Source organism: Paenibacillus terrae HPL-003 (genome assembly GCF_000235585.1).
Lineage (GTDB): Bacteria > Bacillota > Bacilli > Paenibacillales > Paenibacillaceae > Paenibacillus > Paenibacillus terrae_B.
Genome location: NC_016641.1, coordinates 179,377 through 199,300, shown reverse-complemented (window position 1 = coordinate 199,300; position 19,924 = coordinate 179,377). Strand labels below are relative to the sequence as shown.

At 46.0% G+C, this 19,924-nt stretch carries 18 protein-coding genes; 9 read left to right on the top strand and 9 right to left on the bottom strand.

What is annotated here, in order from left to right:
* Positions 1 to 16 precede the first annotated feature (16 nt).
* The 3 genes from HPL003_RS00945 to HPL003_RS00935 form a co-directional block, all read right to left on the bottom strand.
* Positions 17 to 385, bottom strand: coding sequence for a PTS lactose/cellobiose transporter subunit IIA (locus HPL003_RS00945; protein WP_014277754.1), 369 nt, complete (start codon positions 383 to 385; stop codon positions 17 to 19).
* 204 nt (positions 386 to 589) lie between these two features.
* Positions 590 to 2,515, bottom strand: coding sequence for a BglG family transcription antiterminator (locus tag HPL003_RS00940; protein WP_014277753.1), 1,926 nt, complete (start codon positions 2,513 to 2,515; stop codon positions 590 to 592).
* Between the two features lie 194 nt (positions 2,516 to 2,709).
* On the bottom strand, positions 2,710 to 3,750 hold the full coding sequence (locus tag HPL003_RS00935) for a LacI family DNA-binding transcriptional regulator (protein ID WP_014277752.1): 1,041 nt from the start codon (positions 3,748 to 3,750) through the stop codon (positions 2,710 to 2,712).
* Between the two features lie 243 nt (positions 3,751 to 3,993).
* Between HPL003_RS00935 and HPL003_RS00930 the strand changes: the two genes are divergently transcribed.
* Positions 3,994 to 5,265, top strand: a complete 1,272-nt coding sequence (locus tag HPL003_RS00930) for a glycoside hydrolase family 140 protein (protein ID WP_014277751.1) — start codon at positions 3,994 to 3,996, stop codon at positions 5,263 to 5,265.
* 38 nt (positions 5,266 to 5,303) lie between these two features.
* Positions 5,304 to 7,157: a beta-glucoside-specific PTS transporter subunit IIABC gene (locus HPL003_RS00925; RefSeq protein WP_081473777.1), complete on the top strand. Its 1,854-nt coding sequence runs from the start codon at positions 5,304 to 5,306 to the stop codon at positions 7,155 to 7,157.
* A gap of 104 nt (positions 7,158 to 7,261) precedes the next feature.
* On the opposite strand, the gene HPL003_RS00920 is transcribed toward HPL003_RS00925, so the two are convergent.
* Positions 7,262 to 8,287: a glycosyltransferase family 4 protein gene (locus HPL003_RS00920; RefSeq protein WP_014277749.1), complete on the bottom strand. Its 1,026-nt coding sequence runs from the start codon at positions 8,285 to 8,287 to the stop codon at positions 7,262 to 7,264.
* Positions 8,288 to 8,847: 560 nt separating this feature from the next.
* On the opposite strand from HPL003_RS00920, the gene HPL003_RS00915 reads away from it, so the two are divergent.
* Genes HPL003_RS00915 through HPL003_RS00900 form a run of 4 tightly spaced genes read left to right on the top strand, consistent with a single transcriptional unit; the run spans position 8,848 to position 12,945 of the window.
* Entirely contained in the window at positions 8,848 to 9,891 is a 1,044-nt protein-coding gene (locus tag HPL003_RS00915) for an ABC transporter ATP-binding protein (RefSeq protein ID WP_014277748.1), read from the top strand.
* Complete coding sequence (locus HPL003_RS00910) at positions 9,888 to 10,610, top strand: ABC transporter permease (protein ID WP_014277747.1); 723 nt, start codon at positions 9,888 to 9,890, stop codon at positions 10,608 to 10,610. Before HPL003_RS00915 ends, HPL003_RS00910 begins: the two co-directional genes overlap by 4 nt.
* 5 nt (positions 10,611 to 10,615) lie before the next feature.
* On the top strand, positions 10,616 to 12,007 hold the full coding sequence (locus HPL003_RS00905; RefSeq protein WP_014277746.1) for a GldG family protein: 1,392 nt from the start codon (positions 10,616 to 10,618) through the stop codon (positions 12,005 to 12,007).
* Positions 12,004 to 12,945, top strand: coding sequence for a DUF4340 domain-containing protein (locus HPL003_RS00900; RefSeq protein WP_014277745.1), 942 nt, complete (start codon positions 12,004 to 12,006; stop codon positions 12,943 to 12,945). The genes HPL003_RS00905 and HPL003_RS00900 overlap by 4 nt, the downstream gene beginning before the upstream one ends.
* Before the next feature lie 55 nt (positions 12,946 to 13,000).
* On the opposite strand, the gene HPL003_RS00895 is transcribed toward HPL003_RS00900, so the two are convergent.
* On the bottom strand, positions 13,001 to 13,198 hold the full coding sequence (locus tag HPL003_RS00895; RefSeq protein WP_043922526.1) for a hypothetical protein: 198 nt from the start codon (positions 13,196 to 13,198) through the stop codon (positions 13,001 to 13,003).
* A gap of 191 nt (positions 13,199 to 13,389) precedes the next feature.
* Between HPL003_RS00895 and HPL003_RS00890 the strand changes: the two genes are divergently transcribed.
* Entirely contained in the window at positions 13,390 to 13,752 is a 363-nt protein-coding gene (locus HPL003_RS00890; protein WP_043922525.1) for a hypothetical protein, read from the top strand.
* Between the two features lie 23 nt (positions 13,753 to 13,775).
* Positions 13,776 to 13,907 (top strand): hypothetical protein, encoded by a 132-nt coding sequence (locus tag HPL003_RS29520; RefSeq protein WP_014277742.1) that lies wholly within the window; start codon positions 13,776 to 13,778, stop codon positions 13,905 to 13,907.
* A 115-nt stretch (positions 13,908 to 14,022) separates the two neighbouring features.
* Here the strand turns inward: HPL003_RS29520 and HPL003_RS00885 are convergent, their stop codons facing one another.
* A complete protein-coding gene (locus HPL003_RS00885) occupies positions 14,023 to 15,603 on the bottom strand; it encodes an esterase/lipase family protein (protein ID WP_014277741.1) in 1,581 nt (526 codons plus the stop codon).
* 195 nt (positions 15,604 to 15,798) lie between these two features.
* On the opposite strand from HPL003_RS00885, the gene HPL003_RS00880 reads away from it, so the two are divergent.
* Positions 15,799 to 16,788 (top strand): YhcN/YlaJ family sporulation lipoprotein, encoded by a 990-nt coding sequence (locus tag HPL003_RS00880; protein ID WP_014277740.1) that lies wholly within the window; start codon positions 15,799 to 15,801, stop codon positions 16,786 to 16,788.
* A gap of 99 nt (positions 16,789 to 16,887) precedes the next feature.
* Here HPL003_RS00880 and nagA read toward each other — a convergent pair whose 3' ends face one another.
* From nagA to HPL003_RS00865, 3 genes are read right to left on the bottom strand one after another with little or no spacing between them, the layout of a single operon-like run.
* Complete coding sequence (nagA, locus tag HPL003_RS00875; RefSeq protein ID WP_014277739.1) at positions 16,888 to 18,096, bottom strand: N-acetylglucosamine-6-phosphate deacetylase; 1,209 nt, start codon at positions 18,094 to 18,096, stop codon at positions 16,888 to 16,890.
* Positions 18,093 to 18,821: a glucosamine-6-phosphate deaminase gene (gene nagB, locus HPL003_RS00870; RefSeq protein ID WP_014277738.1), complete on the bottom strand. Its 729-nt coding sequence runs from the start codon at positions 18,819 to 18,821 to the stop codon at positions 18,093 to 18,095. Before nagB ends, nagA begins: the two co-directional genes overlap by 4 nt.
* Positions 18,822 to 18,823: 2 nt before the next feature.
* Positions 18,824 to 19,690 (bottom strand): MurR/RpiR family transcriptional regulator, encoded by an 867-nt coding sequence (locus HPL003_RS00865; protein ID WP_014277737.1) that lies wholly within the window; start codon positions 19,688 to 19,690, stop codon positions 18,824 to 18,826.
* Positions 19,691 to 19,924 lie beyond the last annotated feature (234 nt).

Here is a 19,924-nt window from a genome sequence, read left to right as displayed (position 1 = left end):
GATAGCGCCCCTCCCTCTACGATTTGGGTACGAATTGGTCGATACGTTCATACAGGTCTACAAACTCTGAGGCCATATCTCGAATGGTGATAGCATTCATCAAATGATCTTGAGCATGTACCATCATGACCGACATCTCTGTTTTTTCACCCGCTGCTTCTTTATTGATGATTCTGGTTTGAATTTTGTGGGAGGACACCAGTTCTTTTTTAGCTAAGGCTAATTCTTCTTTGGCCTCCTGAAACTTTCCCGCCTTTGCAAGCTCAATCGCCTCCATGGCCGAGCTGCGTGCATTCCCAGCGTATAATATAATTTGGAATACAATTTCTGTATCATCCATGTCCTCCATACTCATGTTGTGCTCTGTCGTTTCATCATTATTCATGTTTCTTATCTCCCTTCAAAAGATGCCTTCTGCCGTATGCTTATTATAATTTGGAATCGCTTTCAACATAACGCACATTATTTCCTCTTCGTAACGGAAATAAATCGGTCTCTTTTAAATGATATCTCCATCACTAAACATAAAAAGGGAGAGACCCTGGCCATGTAGGCTTCAGATTTCTCCTGTCTTTACATACTTCTATGTTCAACTATTTTTATGCAACACTTCTACGAATTCCATGTACGTTTTGCAGCGGATAAGCTGCTGGACGAGCTTTTCATTATTTAAAATTTCAAGCAAAATATGATACATACTCTGTAAGTCTTCTGATTTGGTGCGCTGTATGCAGAGCATACAAATAAACTGTACCGGCTTGCCATCCCAATCAATAGCTTTTTGCAATGTACAGATGGCCCAAAACGTGGAATCAGCGAAAGGTTCCATCGGATGCGGAATCGCGACAAAGTTGCCAAATGAAGTGGGGGAAACGGCTTCACGCTCTATCACAGATTCCAGCAAGGGGCCTTTCACAAGATCGACTTCGTGTATTTTTTGGGCTATAAATTCAAGCACTTGGAGTTTATTGTCAAACTTCTGCTGAAGAAAGACCAATTTTTTTCGTACATACTGCACAGCAGGAAGTCTTGCCTCTGAGATTGCTTGTTCAATTTTGGTGATATCGGAACCGCCCAAAAATGTATTTACATGTATCATGGGGACAGAAAGCGGTTCTGAAATGGGGATCGTGCTAATGACAAAGTCCAGTGTATCCAACGACATTTGTTTAAGCTTATAAAATTCAGTGGTCCCCACGATATCCAACCTGGAACCGAAGACCGATTGAAGCTTATAATACAGTAGTTTTGCGCTGCCGAGGCCAGAAGCACATACGATTATGCACCTTTTGGGTGCGTCCTCCATTTTCTTTCTTTCCATCGCGACTCCGATATGAATGGCTAAATACCCAATTTCATTTTCCTCGATGTGTATATGAAGTCGCTGCTTGATGACTTCCGCAGCAATGATACCTGCTTCAAAGGCAAGCGGGTAGTTGGCTTTGATTTCATCCAGCATAGGATTACGCAAATTCATTCCGTATTGATAACGGTTAATGACCGGCTTGAGGTGAAGACAAAAAGCAATCAGTAATTCCTTGTCGTTGTGAATGTTCATTTTCAACTGTTGATCAATTTGGTCTAGTATTTCAATCGTCAGTTCGTAGATATCCTTATCAATGATCTTTTTAATCTCCACTTCATCCAAATGGGCACTCACGACTGTCCTTACACCCAGCAGGTGCACAGCAATGTACGCAACCTCAACAAGTGGAAAGGAGTGCTTCATTTTTTGTTCCAAAGCAGATACGATCTCAGTCGCCACCATAAACTCTTTCTGCGCTTCAATTTTTTTCATCTCTTGAGGATAATACGAAACATACCTTTCTTCACGAATACGCTTACATGCTATGGCAATATGAATGACCAGATTGTTCAAGGCAATGTCCGACAACTGAATATCATTGAACTCAATACGATCCAGAATCACTTCTCTTATGAAGTCCATCTCTTCGTTAGAAATCAGAGGAGGGTGGGACATCTGCTGCTCGCCAATTTCATCTGTTCTACTGAATATATAGTCGGAAATGCAATAACGCAGCTTGGCTTCGTTACCTTTGACTCGAATGCCATGATACGGTCTGTTCTCCAGGGATAGTCCGTAAGTTGCCAGTACCTTGCGCAGCTCTTTGAGGTCATTCTGTAAAGTAGATCGACTAACATACAGGATATCAGCTAAATCATCAAGCTTGATATATGCATTGGTGAGCAGTAGCTTTTTCATTAAAAAACGATTTCTCGCTTCAGAAGAATTCGCTAATGGATAAGGCACATTATGTTCATAATCCTTTAACTGTTTCAGCAGATGATGAAATTCTTGTTCGTCCTGAATCTCTAACTTGTAGCCCGTCCCTTTAAGGGGTTTGATTGTTGCTCCATGCTGCGACAACAGCGCACCCAGTTCCTTTACATCCGTTCGTATGGTTCGAGAGGATACCTTCAATACATTTGCCAAGTGTTCTCCGTTGACCATCTGTTCTGCAACCAATATACGAAGAATATCAAAAATACGCAAAACGAGCCTCCTTCCATAGCTGTTCTGATGAACAGTATACAACGGTTAAAGTAGATTGGTTATGTAAAAGTGAAAAATCCGAATATACCAATTGATTTATGAATGCGGAATCTAATAACCAGAAAAGGCCGCCTGCTCGGCGGCTTTATTCTAGAATCATGCTGCTCCTGAAGAGTTTAGACTCTTTTAGATCGTTAAGCTAAGGGTGGCTGAGAGGCTAAACAAGATCTTCTTTCAATAACCTCTGTATTCACCAGAACCTGAGTATGATGCTCCTGATTGTTGTTAAGCCTCTCCAGAAGTAACTTTACAGCAGTTCGGGCCAAAATATCCTTTTTCACATGAATGGTTGTGAGTTCGGGGCTAATGACCTTGGCCTCATGGATATTATCAAATCCCATAACGGAAATTTGTTCAGGCACGCGAATGTTCATTTCTTGAAACGTTTTAATGGCGCTGATCGCCATGTAATCATTTTCGCAAAATAATGCCGAAGGCAGCTCACCCAACTCATGAATAGCTGTTTTAAATGAATCCTGTGACAATACAAGCAAGGGATTCATATCAAATGTAAGCCCATTTTCTATGGAAAGATTGTGTTCTTCCAAAGCCGCCATAAACCCTTCCTTTCGTTTTTTAAAGTTAAGAATTCTGGTACTGGATTGTACGTATCCTATTTTCTTGTGTCCTAACTGAATTAAATATTGACCTGCCTGATAGCCGCCAAGATAGTTATTAATGGATACAAAACTGGCATCAACATGTTCAAAGCAGGTATCCAAAATAACGATATTGGAATGAATGGATTGTATAGAATAAATATCCTCGGAAGTTAAATTGGTGCCGAGCAGAAGTATCCCTGAAGAGGGCTGATCTTTTTCCAAAGCAGATAATTCTTCTTTGAGGCTATGGCTATCAAAAGACGAAAAAATAAGGGTGTTTCCATGTTCTCTCACCTGATTGGTAATATGATGAATTAATTCATTGAAAAATGGAAGCGAGTCATAATGCTCTGTTACGATGTCTGTATTTTTGCAGGCAACAAAACGAATCACATTGTAATTTTTAGAGAATTCCTTGCTTGTCTTCATGGTTCGTGGTCTATATTCATGTTCTTCAGCGATTTTTAAAATATGCTGCTTCGTTTCCTCGCTAACTCCTGGCTTGTTATTAAAAGCAAGAGAGACAGCAGATTTCGAAACACCGGCAAGCCTTGCAATATCATCTATTTTCAATGTGGAGCCTCCTATTGGACTAAACTACATAAATTATAACATTATTATACAAGAAAGTTTAGTTTATAAAACTAACTAAACTATAATAAAAAAAAGTTGACCAATTATGATTATTGATGTTAATATTCAGATGTAAAGCGCTTTAATTTAGTTTATTTTACGAAAAGTATATAAAATTAGTTCATTAGTTTAGTTGTGATTAGAAAATATTAAGAATTCAGTAAGGAAGGAAAGGTGAATCGTTTGAGATTAAACATTGCTGAAGATCAAAGAAGCTTTACAAAAGATAAAAAAAGTTTTTTTTATTTAGCTGATACGGTTTGGAGCGCGTTTACCAACGCAACCATTGAGGAGTGGAGTGATTACCTTGATTATAGGAAGATGCAGGGGTTCAATGTGTTGCAAATTAACATGCTCCGACAATGGGATGCTAGTGAATCGGACTTGAATCTTCACCCGTTTGCTTTAATGGAGAATGGAGATTATGACTACCATACATTAAACGAAGCTTATTTTGATCGGGCAGAAGTCATGATTAAGATGGCTGTGGAGCGCGGATTTATTCCAGCTTTGGTCCTTCTGTGGTGTAACTATGTACCGGATACATGGGCTGATATGTTCCAGAAGGACAATAAAATGCCGTTTGAATGTATTGAAAGCTATGTAACGTATGCAGCAAGTCGTTTTTCTCAATTTGATCCTATTTTTCTGATCAGCGGGGATACCGATTTTCCGACAGAACGTGCCAACGCCTACTATTTAAAGGCACTGGAAATGGTACAACAAGTAAGCCCGGAAAGTTTAACTACACTCCACATTCAAGGAAGATTGAAAGAAATTCCTGAAGTTTTTGAAAAACACAATGGTCTAGGATTTTATATGTATCAATCCGGGCATAATTCACAATTTCAATATGTATCTCATGAGATTGCCCAACATTTTTATCATAAATCGGAAATACGGCCGGTCATTAATGGGGAACCATGCTATGAACAGATCAGTTATAGTCGTAATGTGTATGGCAGATATACTGCATTGGATGCCAGAAAAGCAGCATGGCAGAGTCTCCTTGCAGGTGGGGGAGCAGGAGTAACATACGGAGCGCACGGAATTTGGAGCTGGCATAAAAAAGGGAAGAAATTCGGCATCGTAGAAGGGGAAGGCTTTGATAGTCCCTATGATTGGAGAACGGCATTACGTTTTGAAGGTGCATGGGATTATTCATTTATTAAATATCTGTTTGAAATGTATAACCTTATTGGCATTAGGCCGCTGGATATTGTTCTAAATAAGACGGAAGAGATTAGAGCCGCCGGAAACGAGAATACCGTAGTTTTGTATATTCCAGTTAACACAAAGGTGCGATTAAGCATAAATGTGCAGGATTACAAGTTTACAACGATTGATTTAGCGGAGAAACGATTTGCACAAACGGAGGTGTACGTTCAGGATAATCAATCCGTCGTGGAAATGCATGGTTTTGAAAATGACGTTGTGATCATCGGAACAAAATAAAAGAAAATAGAAAGCGCATCCAAGAAGGAGTGAACATGTTGGATTACAAAAAAACAGCTAGCGACGTGTTGAGTTCGGTGGGAGGAAACGAAAATGTAAACAGTGTAATTCACTGTGTAACCCGATTGAGGTTTAAATTGAAGGATAATCAATTACCTGATAAGGAGCAAATCAAGCAGATTGATGGTGTCATTACCGTCGTAGAAAGTGGAGGACAATTTCAGGTAGTCATCGGGAATGAGGTTCCTAAAGTATACGAAGCTCTTTTGGATACAATGGGGATAAAGCATGGGGATCAGATGAATGAAGAGGGGAAGAAAGATAAGAAAGGAAGTCTATTCAGCCGATTCGTCGATGTAATTTCAGGCGTGTTCATGCCCGTTGTTGGTGTGCTTGCTGCTGTGGGGATTCTAAAGGGACTGTTGGCCTTATGCACATCCCTGGGCTGGATGACGGATCAGATGGGCACATATAAAATTTTATATGCGACAGCAGACGCTATGTTTTATTTCTTTCCGATTATTCTAGGATTTTCAGCAGGTAAAAAATTTGGAGGCAACCCGTACCTGTCTGCTGTTTTGGGGGCCGCCTTGGTGTATCCGACCATGACTGCCGCCTTTACGGATAAAACGGCGCTGTCCTTTTTGACCATACCTGTCGTTCTGATTAATTATACTTCTTCTGTTATACCTATCATTATTGGAGCATTTTTGGCAGCTAAGGTCGAAAAATTGATAAGTAAGTATGCACCTGCCTCCATTAAAATGTTCATTGTGCCTTTGCTGACCTTGGCCATCATATCACCGATTGTTTTTCTGGTTGTCGGACCGGTATCAACTATAGTCAGTGATGGATTAGCCAAAGGCTCTATGTGGATTTACCAGTTAAGTCCGGCTGTAGCTGGTCTCGTTCTGGCTGGGTTCTGGCAGGCCATTATTATCTTTGGTCTACATTGGGCGTTCATTCCAATTCTCCTGAATAATGTAGTTACGAACGGGTTTGATCCGATTAACGGGATGTTGTTCTGCACGACTTTTGCGCAAACCGGTGCAGCCTTTGCCATTGCTTTGAAATCGCGTGACCCTAAATTAAAACCGATTGCCACTTCTGCTTCCATTGCGGGTTTGATGGGAGTTACGGAACCAGCTATTTACGGGGTTACGCTGCCTGCCAAAAAACCATTTATTTTGGCTTCCATTGCCGCAGGTATAGGGGGAGCCGCAGCAGGTTTACTGGGATCAACGGCATACGGTTTTGCCTCAGGCGGCGTTTTCGGTATTCCTCTGTTCATTAATCCAAAAGGTATAGATGCAGGGTTCACGGGCTTTATCATATCTTTGGTTGTGGCTTTTGTACTCGCATTTATCCTGACTTATTTTTTCGGCTATAAAAATGCTAAACCTGCGCCTGAGATTAAGGTTGCAGATGAAAGCAAAGCGGAGGAAAAAGTGGTATTCAGTCCTCTAAACGGTGAATTGATCCCTTTAACCGCTGTTAATGATGAGGCTTTCTCCAGTGGTTCGATGGGTCAGGGAGCGGCTGTTATTCCAAAAGAAGGGGTGGCCTATGCGCCGTTTAACGGAACGGTTGTTACCGTTTTCAAAACTAAGCATGCCATTGGGCTTATTTCTGAGGATGGCGTTGAACTGCTCATTCACATCGGAATTAACACAGTGAGCCTGAAAGGAAAACATTTCACTTCTTTTGTGTCTGAAGGAGATACGATTCAAAAAGGGGACAGGCTGGTTGAATTTGATCACCAGGCTATAACAGATGAGGGATACGATATCACCACATCCGTCATTGTAACCAATACAGCCGTGTACACAGATATCATAGTGGAAGATACAACGGATATTCATACCGGAGATCAATTATTAAAGATTAGATAGTTTTCAAATATACAGTAATAAAAAAGAAAAGTAGTTGAGCTGACGATGACCGGTGTGATAGAAAACACCGATTGTCGTCAGCTATTTTTTTGGGAAATAATAGCTTACCCCACGCCCAGCGCATTCATCATTTGCCGGAAGGATTGCACATATTTATCCGGTGCTAACAGGTCGACAATCCTTGTCAGCCCCTTCTGGCGAATGGATTCACGGTGGGACACGTTCTTCATCAGATCCAGTCCCTCCAATACCGCCTGCAAGATATCTCCTTGCGCATAAAATTTACCCGTTACGTTGTGATCGATGAAGGCTCGCACCCCGTCAGAATCAGAGCTGAGCACGGGACAGCGGCAAGCCATGGCCTCAGCTACGGCGTATCCAAATCCCTCTACCAGCGAAGTAGACAATAGATACCCTCCCGAATCGCCAATCATGGAGTAATACAGAGGCATTGTAGCATGTGGCACGTTGTTGAAACGTTCGACAATGGAGGACATGCCAAGCTGTGTAACCATGTTCTCGAATTGTACCTTATCCTCTGGCTGCGAAAGGGTATCATCATAGAACATCCAGATGCGAAGATCCGGGCGGTTTTGCAGCATCCAGTAAGAGATATCGAGAAAATGCCTCCAGTTTTTGTTCGGCTCCAGTCGCCCAACCCATGCAATGACCGGATTGGTCGGAGGAGTGTTAGGTACATAATTAAATACACTGGTATCCAGTACATTTGGAAACACGTAACGCTTAAGCCACGGACACATGTTGGAAAATAGTTCGACCAGATGTGTAGTGGTGGGTAGCAGTACTGCATTGGCGTATCTTTGAAGAAACGGTACGGCTTCGCTTACTACCAATGCAGCCTCCACGTGCGGACCGAAGCCCTGTGATTCATAGATTAGCACACCCTGATAGCCCAACATGCGCAGTTTTGCGAGCATCTGGTAATCCGACGCGACGACGATGGCATCGTAACGGTGCGTGTGTATCAGACTGCGAATATCTCCCTCGGAGGAAGTCATAAACACGGGAATATCTCCATGCAAATTTTGCATCCCCGCACCCTGCTGATAGTAGAGAAGATGGCATTCAATCCCATCCTGGCTGAGCACCTTACAGCGTTGGCGGTTCAAGGTTTCCACGCCGCCGCTGGGTATATAAAAGGTAAATAAAATTTTGATCTCAATAACCCCCTTCAGCCAATCGAAAGCTTCTTATATACCAAGGTATTCCAGCAAAAGGACAGGGTGTGGGTATCTATGGAAGCCTAGATGGAATCAGCATAAAATTTTGGCTGATGCGAGGATTCAAATGAATGTTAGAGCGAACCGTACAAGTTAACGAGTGTAAAAGCACATTCGTTCACATTTTAGACATATTATTTTAAGCTTATATTTAAGTGACCTTAAGCTGGAGTTATATGTGTGGGATTAACATTAGAGTTTAAAAGTGTAGCATGAGATGGGGGAGACCGCTCCGCGAAGGTTTTTGGCTTCCGATCGCTGTTGCCGTGGGATTCTTCGTTGATTAAATAAGACATATAGAGGTAAGAATCCCCCGGCAAAGGCGACCGCTGGCGCTTCTCCAGCCCCAAAATCTCCGCTCCGCTGCTACCCGCCACTCATGCAACATTTTGGTGGGGGTAGTAGGGGGAGTAAGATTTTATAATACGATAAAAGAAAGGGTGAAGCGTGTGCTCAAGGTGCAGCAGGTGAGCAAGTGGTATGAGGGCAACCGGGGCGTACATAAGCTGGATTTTGAAATGCAGCGTGGTGAGATTGTCGGGTTTCTGGGCCCGAACGGTGCGGGCAAAACGACGACGATGCGCATGATTACAGGGTATCTCCAGCCAAATGAGGGAGTGATTACGATTGATGGCATACCGATTCAGGGTCAGGGCAGACAGGCTCGTTCCAAAATCGGTTATTTGCCAGAGACGCCCCCTCTGTATGGAGATATGTCCGTTCGATCCTATTTAAAGTTTGTGGCGAGCATTCGAGATGTGCCTGCGAGAGAGCAAAAGCTGCGCATTTCCGAGATGATTTCCCGGCTTGGGCTAAACGGACGTGAAAAGCAACTGGTGCGCAGTCTGTCCAAAGGGTATAAACAACGGTTGGGACTGGCGGGGGCGATTATTCATAACCCGGATTTGCTGGTACTGGATGAACCGACATCAGGTTTGGACCCGAATCAGATTTTGGAGATTCGCCAGCTCATTCAGGAGATTGGAGAGAATCATACGGTGCTGCTCAGCACGCATATTTTGCCTGAGGTGGACGCTTTATGCAATCGGGTCCTTATCATTCATGAGGGTGAATTGGTACTGGATGGACGGCCTGATGCGCTCGGCGGTTCGATGGAAGACGGATTTAAGGTAAAAGTCGAGGTAAAAGGCGGCCGTGAGCAGGTGTTGGACGTTCTTCGTGCCTGGGGAAAAGTGGAGGTGGAGCTATTAACATCTGGCTTGTCTCCAGCTGACACAAAGCTGACTGCAACGGAGCAAGATTTGACCGGGCTGTTACTGACAGGCGCCTCCAGTGAGGATTTTCGTGAGGAGCTTTTTTATGTGCTGTCTGGTGCGAAGCTTCCGATTATAGAGTTGAAGAAAGAAAGCCTCAGCTTGGAAAATATATTCCAGCAGTTAACGACTCGCGAGTCGAAAACAGGTCACGCCGATCAAGTGAATTCAGTGGAACAAGTCGAGCAAAGCAAGAGTACAGGAGGTGAACGGCCATGAGGCGTTTGTTCGCGGTCTGTCAAAAAGAGCTTCAAGCCTATCTATGGACGCCGACAACGTATTTTGCGCTTGCGGTGTACATGCTGCTGACGGGGTTGCTCTTTTACACGAATTTTGTCATGTATCAGCCTAGCATCTTGGATTATCGGCTGGTACTCGGTGACACGCTGTCCATGCTGGTGTTTGTCGTCCCACTGCTCACGATGAGGCTGGTTGCGGAGGAATTCAGGCAGGGTACGGATGAGCTGTTACTTACCTCGCCTGTGAGTGTGACGGAAATGATCGTGGGTAAATTTTTGGCGTCACTGGGCATGTTGCTGATCTTGGTGCTGTGCAGCCTGGCATATCCGGTCGTGATGTCCTTTTACGGGGCGCTGGACTGGACACTGGTATTTACGTCCGCGATGGGTCTGTTTATGCTTGGCGCAGCCATGATGGCCATTGGTCTGTTCGCTTCGACGCTTTCCCAGCATCAGATGATGTCGGCGGTCGTCAGCTTTATTATTTTGCTCGTGTTTTGGATGCTGGATTCGTTTGGTGGCCAAACGGGCGCATCTGCGGCCTTGCAGCAATGGCTGGAGCCTTTTTCACTAACCGCACGGTTTGACAGTTTCACCAAAGGATTGCTGAACGGAGCCGATCTGCTGTATTACGTGACGGTGGCGGCGCTCTTTTTGTTATTCAGCATCCAGGTGGTCGAACGGAAACGGTGGAGGTGATGAACATGAAAAAATGGCTGGGTCATACAAACAGTGTGGTATTGTCGGTTGCTGCTATAGGTATTTTTATTTTGCTGACGCTGTTTCTGCGTTCGCTGGGAGGCTTTCAGCTGGATTTGACGGCAGGCAAGCAGTATACGTTGTCTGATCAGACATTGACGGCTATTCAGGGAGTGAAGGAAGACGTGCGGCTGATTGCTTTTACCGTATCGACTTCGCAAAATCAAAAGCTGAACCGGGACGTTACGGATATGCTCAGTGAGTACGCCAAGCGTAACAGCAAGCTCAAGGTCGAGCAATATGATCTGAATCAGGAGCCGCTGTTGGCTAAGGAATACGGCGTCACCGAAGCATCCATAGTGCTGGTTCAGGGTGAGAAGAAACGTGTTATTGATATAGGTGGTCTGTTTACGCAGGCACAGGGAAGTAGCGAGGGCGTATATCAATTTACCGGGGAAGAAAAGCTGACCAGCGGACTGCTGGGGCTATCATCTACCCGTCAGGGAAAGGTCATTTTCCTGACCGGGCATGAGGAAATCCCTTTGTCCCAAATGACCGGATTGAGCAGCTCACTGGCGCAGGATAATGTAAAAACCGAAGAAGTGCAGCTCAATCAGGCCGGTAGCGTGCCTAAAGATGCATCGGTGCTGGCTATTGTGGGGCCACAACGAGATATCAGCGTGACGGAGCTGAAAAGCATTCGCACCTATTTGGAGGGGGGGGGGAAGCTTTTGCTGGCGTTGGGCTTTCATCCGAACATGCAATCGGACTGGAAAAACCTTGACGCACTAGCGGCTGATTACGGTGTGAAGGATACACATGCGATCGTGGTGGATCAGGAGCAGACGAATACGCTTGGACCTCTGTTTACAGTGCCTACCTTTGGTAGTCATGCGATTACTGATAAGCTGGCGGCCTCCAATCTGTACCCGGTACTTTCGCTGTCTATTGCTTTGCAAGCGGGGGAGCAGAAGAATTGGAAGACTACGGCCTTGCTTAAATCTTCTGCCGCCAGCTATGGCGAAACGAATATTCAGGGGCTCCTGAACAACGACACACAGAAGGATGACAAGGACCCGCAGGGGCCGCTTGATCTGGGTTACGCGGTAGATGGCAAGGACGGCAAGCCTAAAGCAATTATTCTCGGAACGTCCGCCCTTCTGAGCGACACTGAGATCAGCACGGGAGGCAATCGGGATTTTGTGCTGAACAGTCTGAATTATGTACAGGGGCAATCTGACGGGCTTACCATTCGTCCTCGTCAGGAGCAGGATTATAAGGTGGTTTATTTGACTCCTGCGCAAGCGAAGACTATATTGACCCTATCCGTGATCGGATTGCCGTTGTTGTTTGCGGCAGCCGGAATCTTATTATGGTGGAGGCGAAGAAGAGCATGAGAAAATGGATACCCACAGTGCTGCTGCTAGTTGTATTGGGAGCGGGTATAGTCTATGCCAAGAGCCAAAACTTTTTTCGTGAACAAGCTCCTGCTGCTCGCCAACTGGTTCAGCTTACGCAGGGGGATATTACGTCCTTCGCTATAACGGGGAAGGACGGCAAGCCAGTGGAGCTTAACCAACGTGATGGCAAATGGAGCATGAGTAAGCCGCAGTCTTATCCGTTAAACGGTTATACGATAGACAATTGGTTAGCCGCTATTCAAAACGTGAAGCTCGGTGAGGTGGTGGAGTCTTCTCCAAAAGACGTAACCAAATACGGAATCAGCGCCACCAACAACCAAATTCAGATCAAGACCAAGGATGGAAACGAGCATACCTTTGCTTTTGGCGAAACATTGCCTTCCGGAGATGCTGTATATGTGTTGTCAGATAAAAAAGAGGTAGCTTCCGTACCTGTGGATACCCTTTCCGGGTTGTTACTGGGTGCAGCCGATTTTACGGATACGACGCCGTTCGACTGGGATGATGATAAGCTGAGCGGACTGGAGTGGGAAGGTCAGTCAGCGTCTTGGATGCTTAAGTCATCTGGTGATGGGGGAACCGAAGAAAGTTCTTCCACAGCTTGGACGCTGAATGGAAAGTCAGTAACCAGTGATATGGCGACCTCCTTATCGCAGCAAATCAAAAATCTGGCTAGCAGCCAGTCCTTGCGTAAAGCCTCAGACCTAAACCAACCTGTTCACCGCTTTACGCTGAGCGTATCGCTGGGCAAGCAGGATGAATCGCAGCAGGTGTATCAGGGCTGGACGATGAACGGTGAACCGGATATCGTATGGGTCGTGCCTCCGCAAAGCAATTGGGCGTATGGTCTGTCGGCATCTGACGTGAAGCGTATTGAACAGGCTGGACATGACCAGGCTCAAACTGGAAAATAATCATCCAAAGAGGCTCCATCGGCGAGGATCGTCGGATGGAGCTTCTTTGTGTTCGTTATTCATCAGCCTTACTGCTTTTAGAAGAATGACGGTTCCCATCGTTCAATTCCTTAATGACCTCAATCAGCTCATGGAGCGAGAGATCCAGCTTATCCAGTTTTTCTTCCATGGTGTGCAGGATGTGCCGCAACAAAATAAAGCAAAGACCTGCCGGAAAGCCTACGTTGGTTATCATAGAAAGAGCATCATCCATCTGCAATGTATTCCCTCCTTTTTAGCCGTATATAAAGGAAGGTAAATCAAAAGAACCGTATACAACCAGCCTAAAAAATAGTATAATAAATAAGAACAAGTGTTCTGTTTTGGTTGTAAAATGTGTTCTCAAATTACCCTATAATATGAGGATTTCGAAAAGCCAAATCCAAAGAGAAAGGGTGGTTTATGATGAATCAATCTCAGCTAACATTGGTTGAGCAATATCGTAAGAAGCTGTATCGCATTGCATGGAGAATCCAGTATCGTGCCCGGGTACAAACCAATCATGAATTTGTCATGGAAAAGAACGAAGCCGTCGCTACTCCATCTTTTACAGACTCTGCAAACTCTAAGATCTACACCCTACAGCTCATTAACTCTCTACCGTCTGAGATCGGAAAAGCCATCATCTTTGACCTTTACATACTAGACAAAACCGAAGCACAGATTGCAAGAGAGCTGAAGCTATCTCAACAGGCGGTGAATAAATGGAAAAAGAAAATGCTGCGTCAATTATCTCAGATGCTGAGTTCATCCAACTGCTCAAATTAGCACGAGACGGAGATCAGGAAGCTATGAGCAGGATACTGCATCTGTTCGAGGAAGATATTCAGAAAACCAGTCGGTATATCCGAATGTCCAGAGAAGATGCCGTCCAAAGTATTGTGACTGATTTTATAGAAGATTTGAAGAATAACGATATTTGAAATGATTTAACCGGATGCCATTATTATGATACAGAAAAGAAAAGGTGCAGGCTTTTAAGGGCCTGCACCTTTTGGTTTTATATGTGAATGATATTAAATGAATACGTGGGATGGTTTAATCAACATACTTATTCCCGACAGCGTCAATATAAATGGACTGAACTGCTGTACGGCGGTATGGATAGCCTGCCTCTGTAGTTCCCTCGATTTCATAGGTTACGGAATAAATGCCGGGCTTGTCCGCTTTGGACAGCTCGATTTGTCCGGTGGGGTTAACTGTTTTTTGTTGTACTGTCAGACCTTTGGATGTAGGAGTCATTCCTTGCTGTGGATCACCGTAATATTGAACCTGATACGTGACTTGTGTAACGCTTTTAGGGGAATCCTGTGGTTGCAGATTCAGCTTCGGACCTACAGCATTCAGATTATATTTCAGCTCAGGAACCTGAGCGGCATAATAGCGGGCGATCAGGAGATAAGCTCCTTTGTCAGGAATCGTAGCATTCAGTTTATAGATGCCCGGTTTTGGATTTTTGATGACTGCATCATGATGCCAGGTTCCATTAAAAATTTCATCATCATAGCTCGCTTTCAGATTTAGAACCTCGCTGGTACCGTCCGGCTTGGTTAGCTCCAGTTTACTCACACGTTTATCGCTGATCCAATCCAGATTAATGGATTTAACACCATTTTCAACGGTAAGGATTTCTGAGGCTTTTCCATTATAGTCGCCGCCTCGGATAAAGTATGAATTGTCGATCTCGCTATAGGTGGATGTTAAAGCGGAAGCAGTAAAGGAAGATGCTGCTGAAAGTGCTTCAGTTTCCTGATTCAGTGCTGGAGTGTTGGCTTGGAGGTAAGGTTGGATCAGGGGGAAGACGTAAGAGCCGGTACGAACTTTGGCATGATCCCAGGGGCCGACTTTGACTACACGTCCACCGGGAAGCTTTGCATTGTCGACTGTGACTACTCCATCATTTTTGCCAAAGGATGATAGATAAAGTCCGCCCAGTATGTAGGAAGCGCTGCCGTCAGACCAATTATCACCAGCGAACGTAAAGAACGGAATTGTAGTCGCGTTGCTGAGTGCATCGGTCTTGGATCGGAAATACTTCATATAAGATGTCTGTAAAGTGGAGGTACCGGGATTCTGTGAGCCGACAATATCGGCCAGCCATCCGGCCCAGCTACTGTAAGCAAGATCTGCAAGTTGTGAACCATGATGGGGACTGCTGAGGGTGATGACACGTTGTACATAGGGAGCGGCTCCGTTATATACGAGAGCGGTTTGGGTATCCACTCCACCTTTGCTGTGGGCGATGATAATGAGCTTTTTACCAAAATGATTACTAATGACTTTAATTTTGTCGGCTAGAAGCTTACCATTGTCCCACATATCCTGTGATGTGCCATTTGCATCGTAAAGATTAATGGTGGCCGTTTGGTATCCGGCGTCACGTGCGCGCTGAAGCATATCGTTGCTATTTTTAGTCCAGACTTCAGCGCTGCTGTTCAAACCATGTACAAACAATAACGCAGGTTTAGCAGGATCAACGCGATTAGGTGGCGGGCCTTCTACCCAACTTCCAGCAGGTGCTTTCGGGGTTTCGGGTGTAGTGGAACCTGCAAAAGCGCCGACGGGGACAAGAGTGACGGACAACAAAAAAATAAGCATCAAAACGGTGATCTTTTTCAAGCTTGAAATCCTCCTTTTGTAAAATAAAGTATTTTTCAATCTCATTATACATGCCATCTTGTGGTAAATCATCAATTGTATTTCATATTTACATTAAAATTTTATTTATTTAGTCATTTTTTAGTCAGCATAGCCCTGAGAATCATAGCGCATCCTAATCTCGTCACACATTTTATATGTATGGAGGATGAGTTCATGCCAGGGACTAAGAAGGTAATCAGTTTAACAATTTCTGCTGCTTTGCTCGCCAGTATGGCTGCTTTGACAGGGTGTGGGACTGCGAATCATAACGTCCGCACGAACACTACCCGCTATAACGCGCAAAGTACACATCATATGGATGGTGTGAACCGTTTCGGAGTTAAGTCTAACGGTATGGATGGTGTAAACCGCTTCGGGGCTAAGTCCAACGGTATGGACGGGATGCGTTTAAACCAAAACGCCAATGGAACTGGACACCAAATTGGTAATCTGCAAGTAGATCACAATTTGTCCAAACGTATATCCGAGTTGCCGGATGTAAAATCTGCGACAGTTCTTGTCGGTAATCGTAATGCTTATGTAGCGGTTTCCTTGAAGGATCAAGCCAACGGAAAAGGTGTAGGTACTTCAAGCGTTAAAGGTACTAAGCATCCCATGAATACACATGGCATGACTACGTATGGGGTGAATGGTACAAGAGGCAACTATACCACTGATGGCATAGCGCCGGGAATTACGGACAATGGAATAAACGGACCCGTAACACCTCCACGTCGTGGTGACGGATTGTACGGTACGATGGGTACTGGTTCTTATGGTATGATTCGTGGCTTGACGGACGGTACCCCCACGGACGGTACCCGCACGGATGGCACCACAGTGGAAGGCGCAAGAACTGCGTATGAGCCCAGCACGTTGACCGAAGCCGTTAAAAGTCGGATCGCCAACAAGGTGAAGCAATTTTCACCTTCGATTGAACAGGTATATGTATCGGCTAACCCCGATTTTGTGAAGCATGCCACTGACTTTACACGCAGTGTGCAAAACGGTCATCCGATCAAAGGAATGAGTGCCCAATTGGGGGATATCATCCAACGAGTATTCCCGACTCCTGCTGCTGGTGCAACTCATCCAACAGATGGAACAACAACCGCACCAACTCGTCCACAAAATTATACCCCTGCACCTATGAATCATCGCTAATTCAGCACATATGTGTGTTAATGCCAAAGAAAGAGCTATCCATCTCGGCGGAATCGCTGAGGGATAGCTCTTTGGTTTAGGGGGAATCATAAGAAGGGATTATCTTCGTATTCCTTTGATCCATACGCCTTGCAGCTTTAAGTCCGCATCCAGTAACAGAACGTCTGCTTGTTTGCCTGCTGCAAGCGTACCTGTTCGATGCGCAATGTTCAGGGACTTGGCCGGATTCAGGCTGGCGGCTTGTGATGCCTCGGGAATGGTCAGACCCACATGCCGAACCAGATATCGGAAGCCTTCAATCATCGTCAGCGTGCTTCCTGCCAGAGTGACGCCATCTTCCAGTCGTGCCACGCCGCCTTGCACGATTACTGGTAAATCGCCGAGTGTGTAATGTCCGTCCTCCAGCCCAGTGGCAGACATGGCATCGGTGATCAGAATGAGATTGTGCTCACGTTTCAGCTTGGCAAGCAGGGAGATAGCAGCGGGGTGCACATGGATACCGTCCGCAATAACTTCCGCTTCAATGCGCGGATCGGCAAGCACGGCTCCGGCTGCTCCCGGCTTGCGGTGATGCAGCGGAGTCATGGCATTGAACGCATGCACCGCATGGTTCAGGCCCGCCGCCGCTGCGCGTTCCACCTCTTCATACGTGGCATCCGTATGACCGAGAGCCGCAGTAATGTTATGGCTGCGCAGCCAGGCAATCAGCTCCAGCGCGCCTTCCCTCTCCGGCGCAAGCGTCAATTGGCGGACAAGGCCCGGATAACGCTGCTCCCATTCCTTCGCCCAGGCTAGATTCGGCGGTTGAATGTGCTCCGGGTTTTGCGCTCCTGGCCAGGTCGGGCTAATAAACGGCCCTTCCAGATGTACGCCTTCCAGTTGTGCATAGGGCATAGGCTGCGCCATATAGGCGTGAACCTTACTAAGCACCTGGTCGATTCGCTCTTTTGGTGCGGTCATGGTGGTAGCCAGCATGGCGGTCGTTCCTCGGGAGCCGTGAAAAGAGGTAATCGTATCCAGTACCTGCGGATCGGCGTCCATAAAGTCCTCGCCGTTACCGCCGTGAACATGAATATCAATAAAGCCCGGCAGCAGGTAGCCGCCTTCCAATCGCACGATGCTTACCCCATCACCCTGATTTTCCGCTACTGCTGCAACTAGATCAGCAGGCAAATCATCCTCTGCACCAGCATATACGATGGATTGCCCCTCAATAGCGACAACCCCTTTTTCAATAATGTGCTCCCCAACGACGACTTGCCCATACAGTAGTTGGGTTAAATCACCATTCGTTTCATCTGAGTTCAATTCAACCAGCCTCCCGCTTCCTGATCCAGTAAAATCAGCACGTTGGGATGACATTGCAGCAGGGAAGCCGGGCATTCTGTGGTTACAGGTCCGGTGAAAGCCTGCTTTACAATGTCTGCCTTATCCGCGCCAAAAGCTACCAGTATAATTTGCTTCGCCTTCAGAATCGTGCCTACCCCCATCGTGACTGCTTGCTTGGGTACATCATCTGTATTGCCAAAAAATCGGGCATTCGCTATTCGCGTTCTCTCTTCCAAATCTACCACATGTGTGGCTCCGGTCAGGCCGTGCCCGGGTTCATTAAAACCGATATGACCGTTGTGACCAATGCCGAGCAATTGGAGATCCACGGGTCCGTGATCTCGAATTGCCTGCTCGTGGGCCGCACATTCTGCCGCCAGATCGGCCGCATTACCGTCAGGTACGCGTGTATGGGCAAGAGGAATGTCGATATGCTGAAACAAGTGCTCATTCATAAAGCTGCGGTAGCTCTGCGGATGTTCCGGGGGAAGACCAACGTATTCATCGAGATTCACGGAGTAGGCTCGTGCAAAGCTCACCTGTCCCTTACGGTGCATTTCTACAAGATGACGATAAATGCCGATAGGTGTACTTCCGGTAGCGAGCCCAAGCATGGCCTGAGGCTTGTTCAGCAGTAAACTGGCGATCGCAGCGGCAGCGGTAGCATTCAGGTCTTCACGGCTGTTCAAAATACGTATGTTCATTTTCAGTGGCCCCCTGGTTGTTTTTTGAGCTTGCTTACTTGTTGATACGAACCTTCCAATTTCGGAATATATTTGTCAAAATCCGCGCTGACCATACCTGTAAACAAAATATCTATAATATGAAGCTGGGCAATGCGTGACGCCATATCTCCACGCCGCATCCCTTCTTCCAGCGAGGAGGAAAATAGCGCAATATCCGCAATACCTGCCAGCGTGTTATTTCCGAAGGAGGTCAGGGATAATGTTCTGGCCCCCTGTTCCTGTGCACAGCGCAGAGCCGCGATGGTTTCCTGTGTTTCCCCCGAATAGGAGACGGCAAAGGCGACATCTCCCGGCCCGAGCGAGGAGGCAGAGGTAATCTGCATGTGCGAGTCCGCGAAGGCGGTACTATTTTTGCCAATTCGAATGAGCTTTTGATAAAAATCCTGCGCCACAATCGAGGAGGTCGCCATGCCGTACAGATCAATGCGGCTTGTGGCGGACAGCCATGCAATCGCCTGCTCCAGCTTGCTGAAATCCAGCAGTCGGGTCGTATCCGCAATGGATGCGGTATGATTCGCCTCTATAGCTTCCACGATACGAGAGAGCGAATTTCCGGCGACAATGTCCTGATAGGAGGCTTCACCGTCACTATTAGAACGGGGTAGCTCGGCGGCCAGCTTCATTTTGAAATCGGGATAGCCTTTAAAATGCAGTGATTTGCAAAACCGCGTAACAGTCGCCGGACTCACACCACAACGCTCCGACAGCTCCCGAATGCCCAGATGCAGCACATCTCCCGGAGATTGCAGAATGGATTCCGCCAGCTTGCGCTCTTGGACGGGAAGCTGCTCCAATCTGTGGGTTAATGTATGAAGGATGGGGGACATGAGCTGCGCTCCTTTGGCTGTAGAGTATTTTTCGTGAAAATAAATATCGTAAAAATAATCATTAAAAAGAAAATTATTTTCATGTCTATTGTAAAATAATCCTGTCGCACTTGCAAGCAGTTGAAGGCAAGATGTGAGCTAAATGCCAAACTGAAAATGTACATGGTGCGCCACTACGCAGGCGGATGGTGCTTCCCATCGCTGTTGCCCCCAGATTTCCTGAATGAACGCACA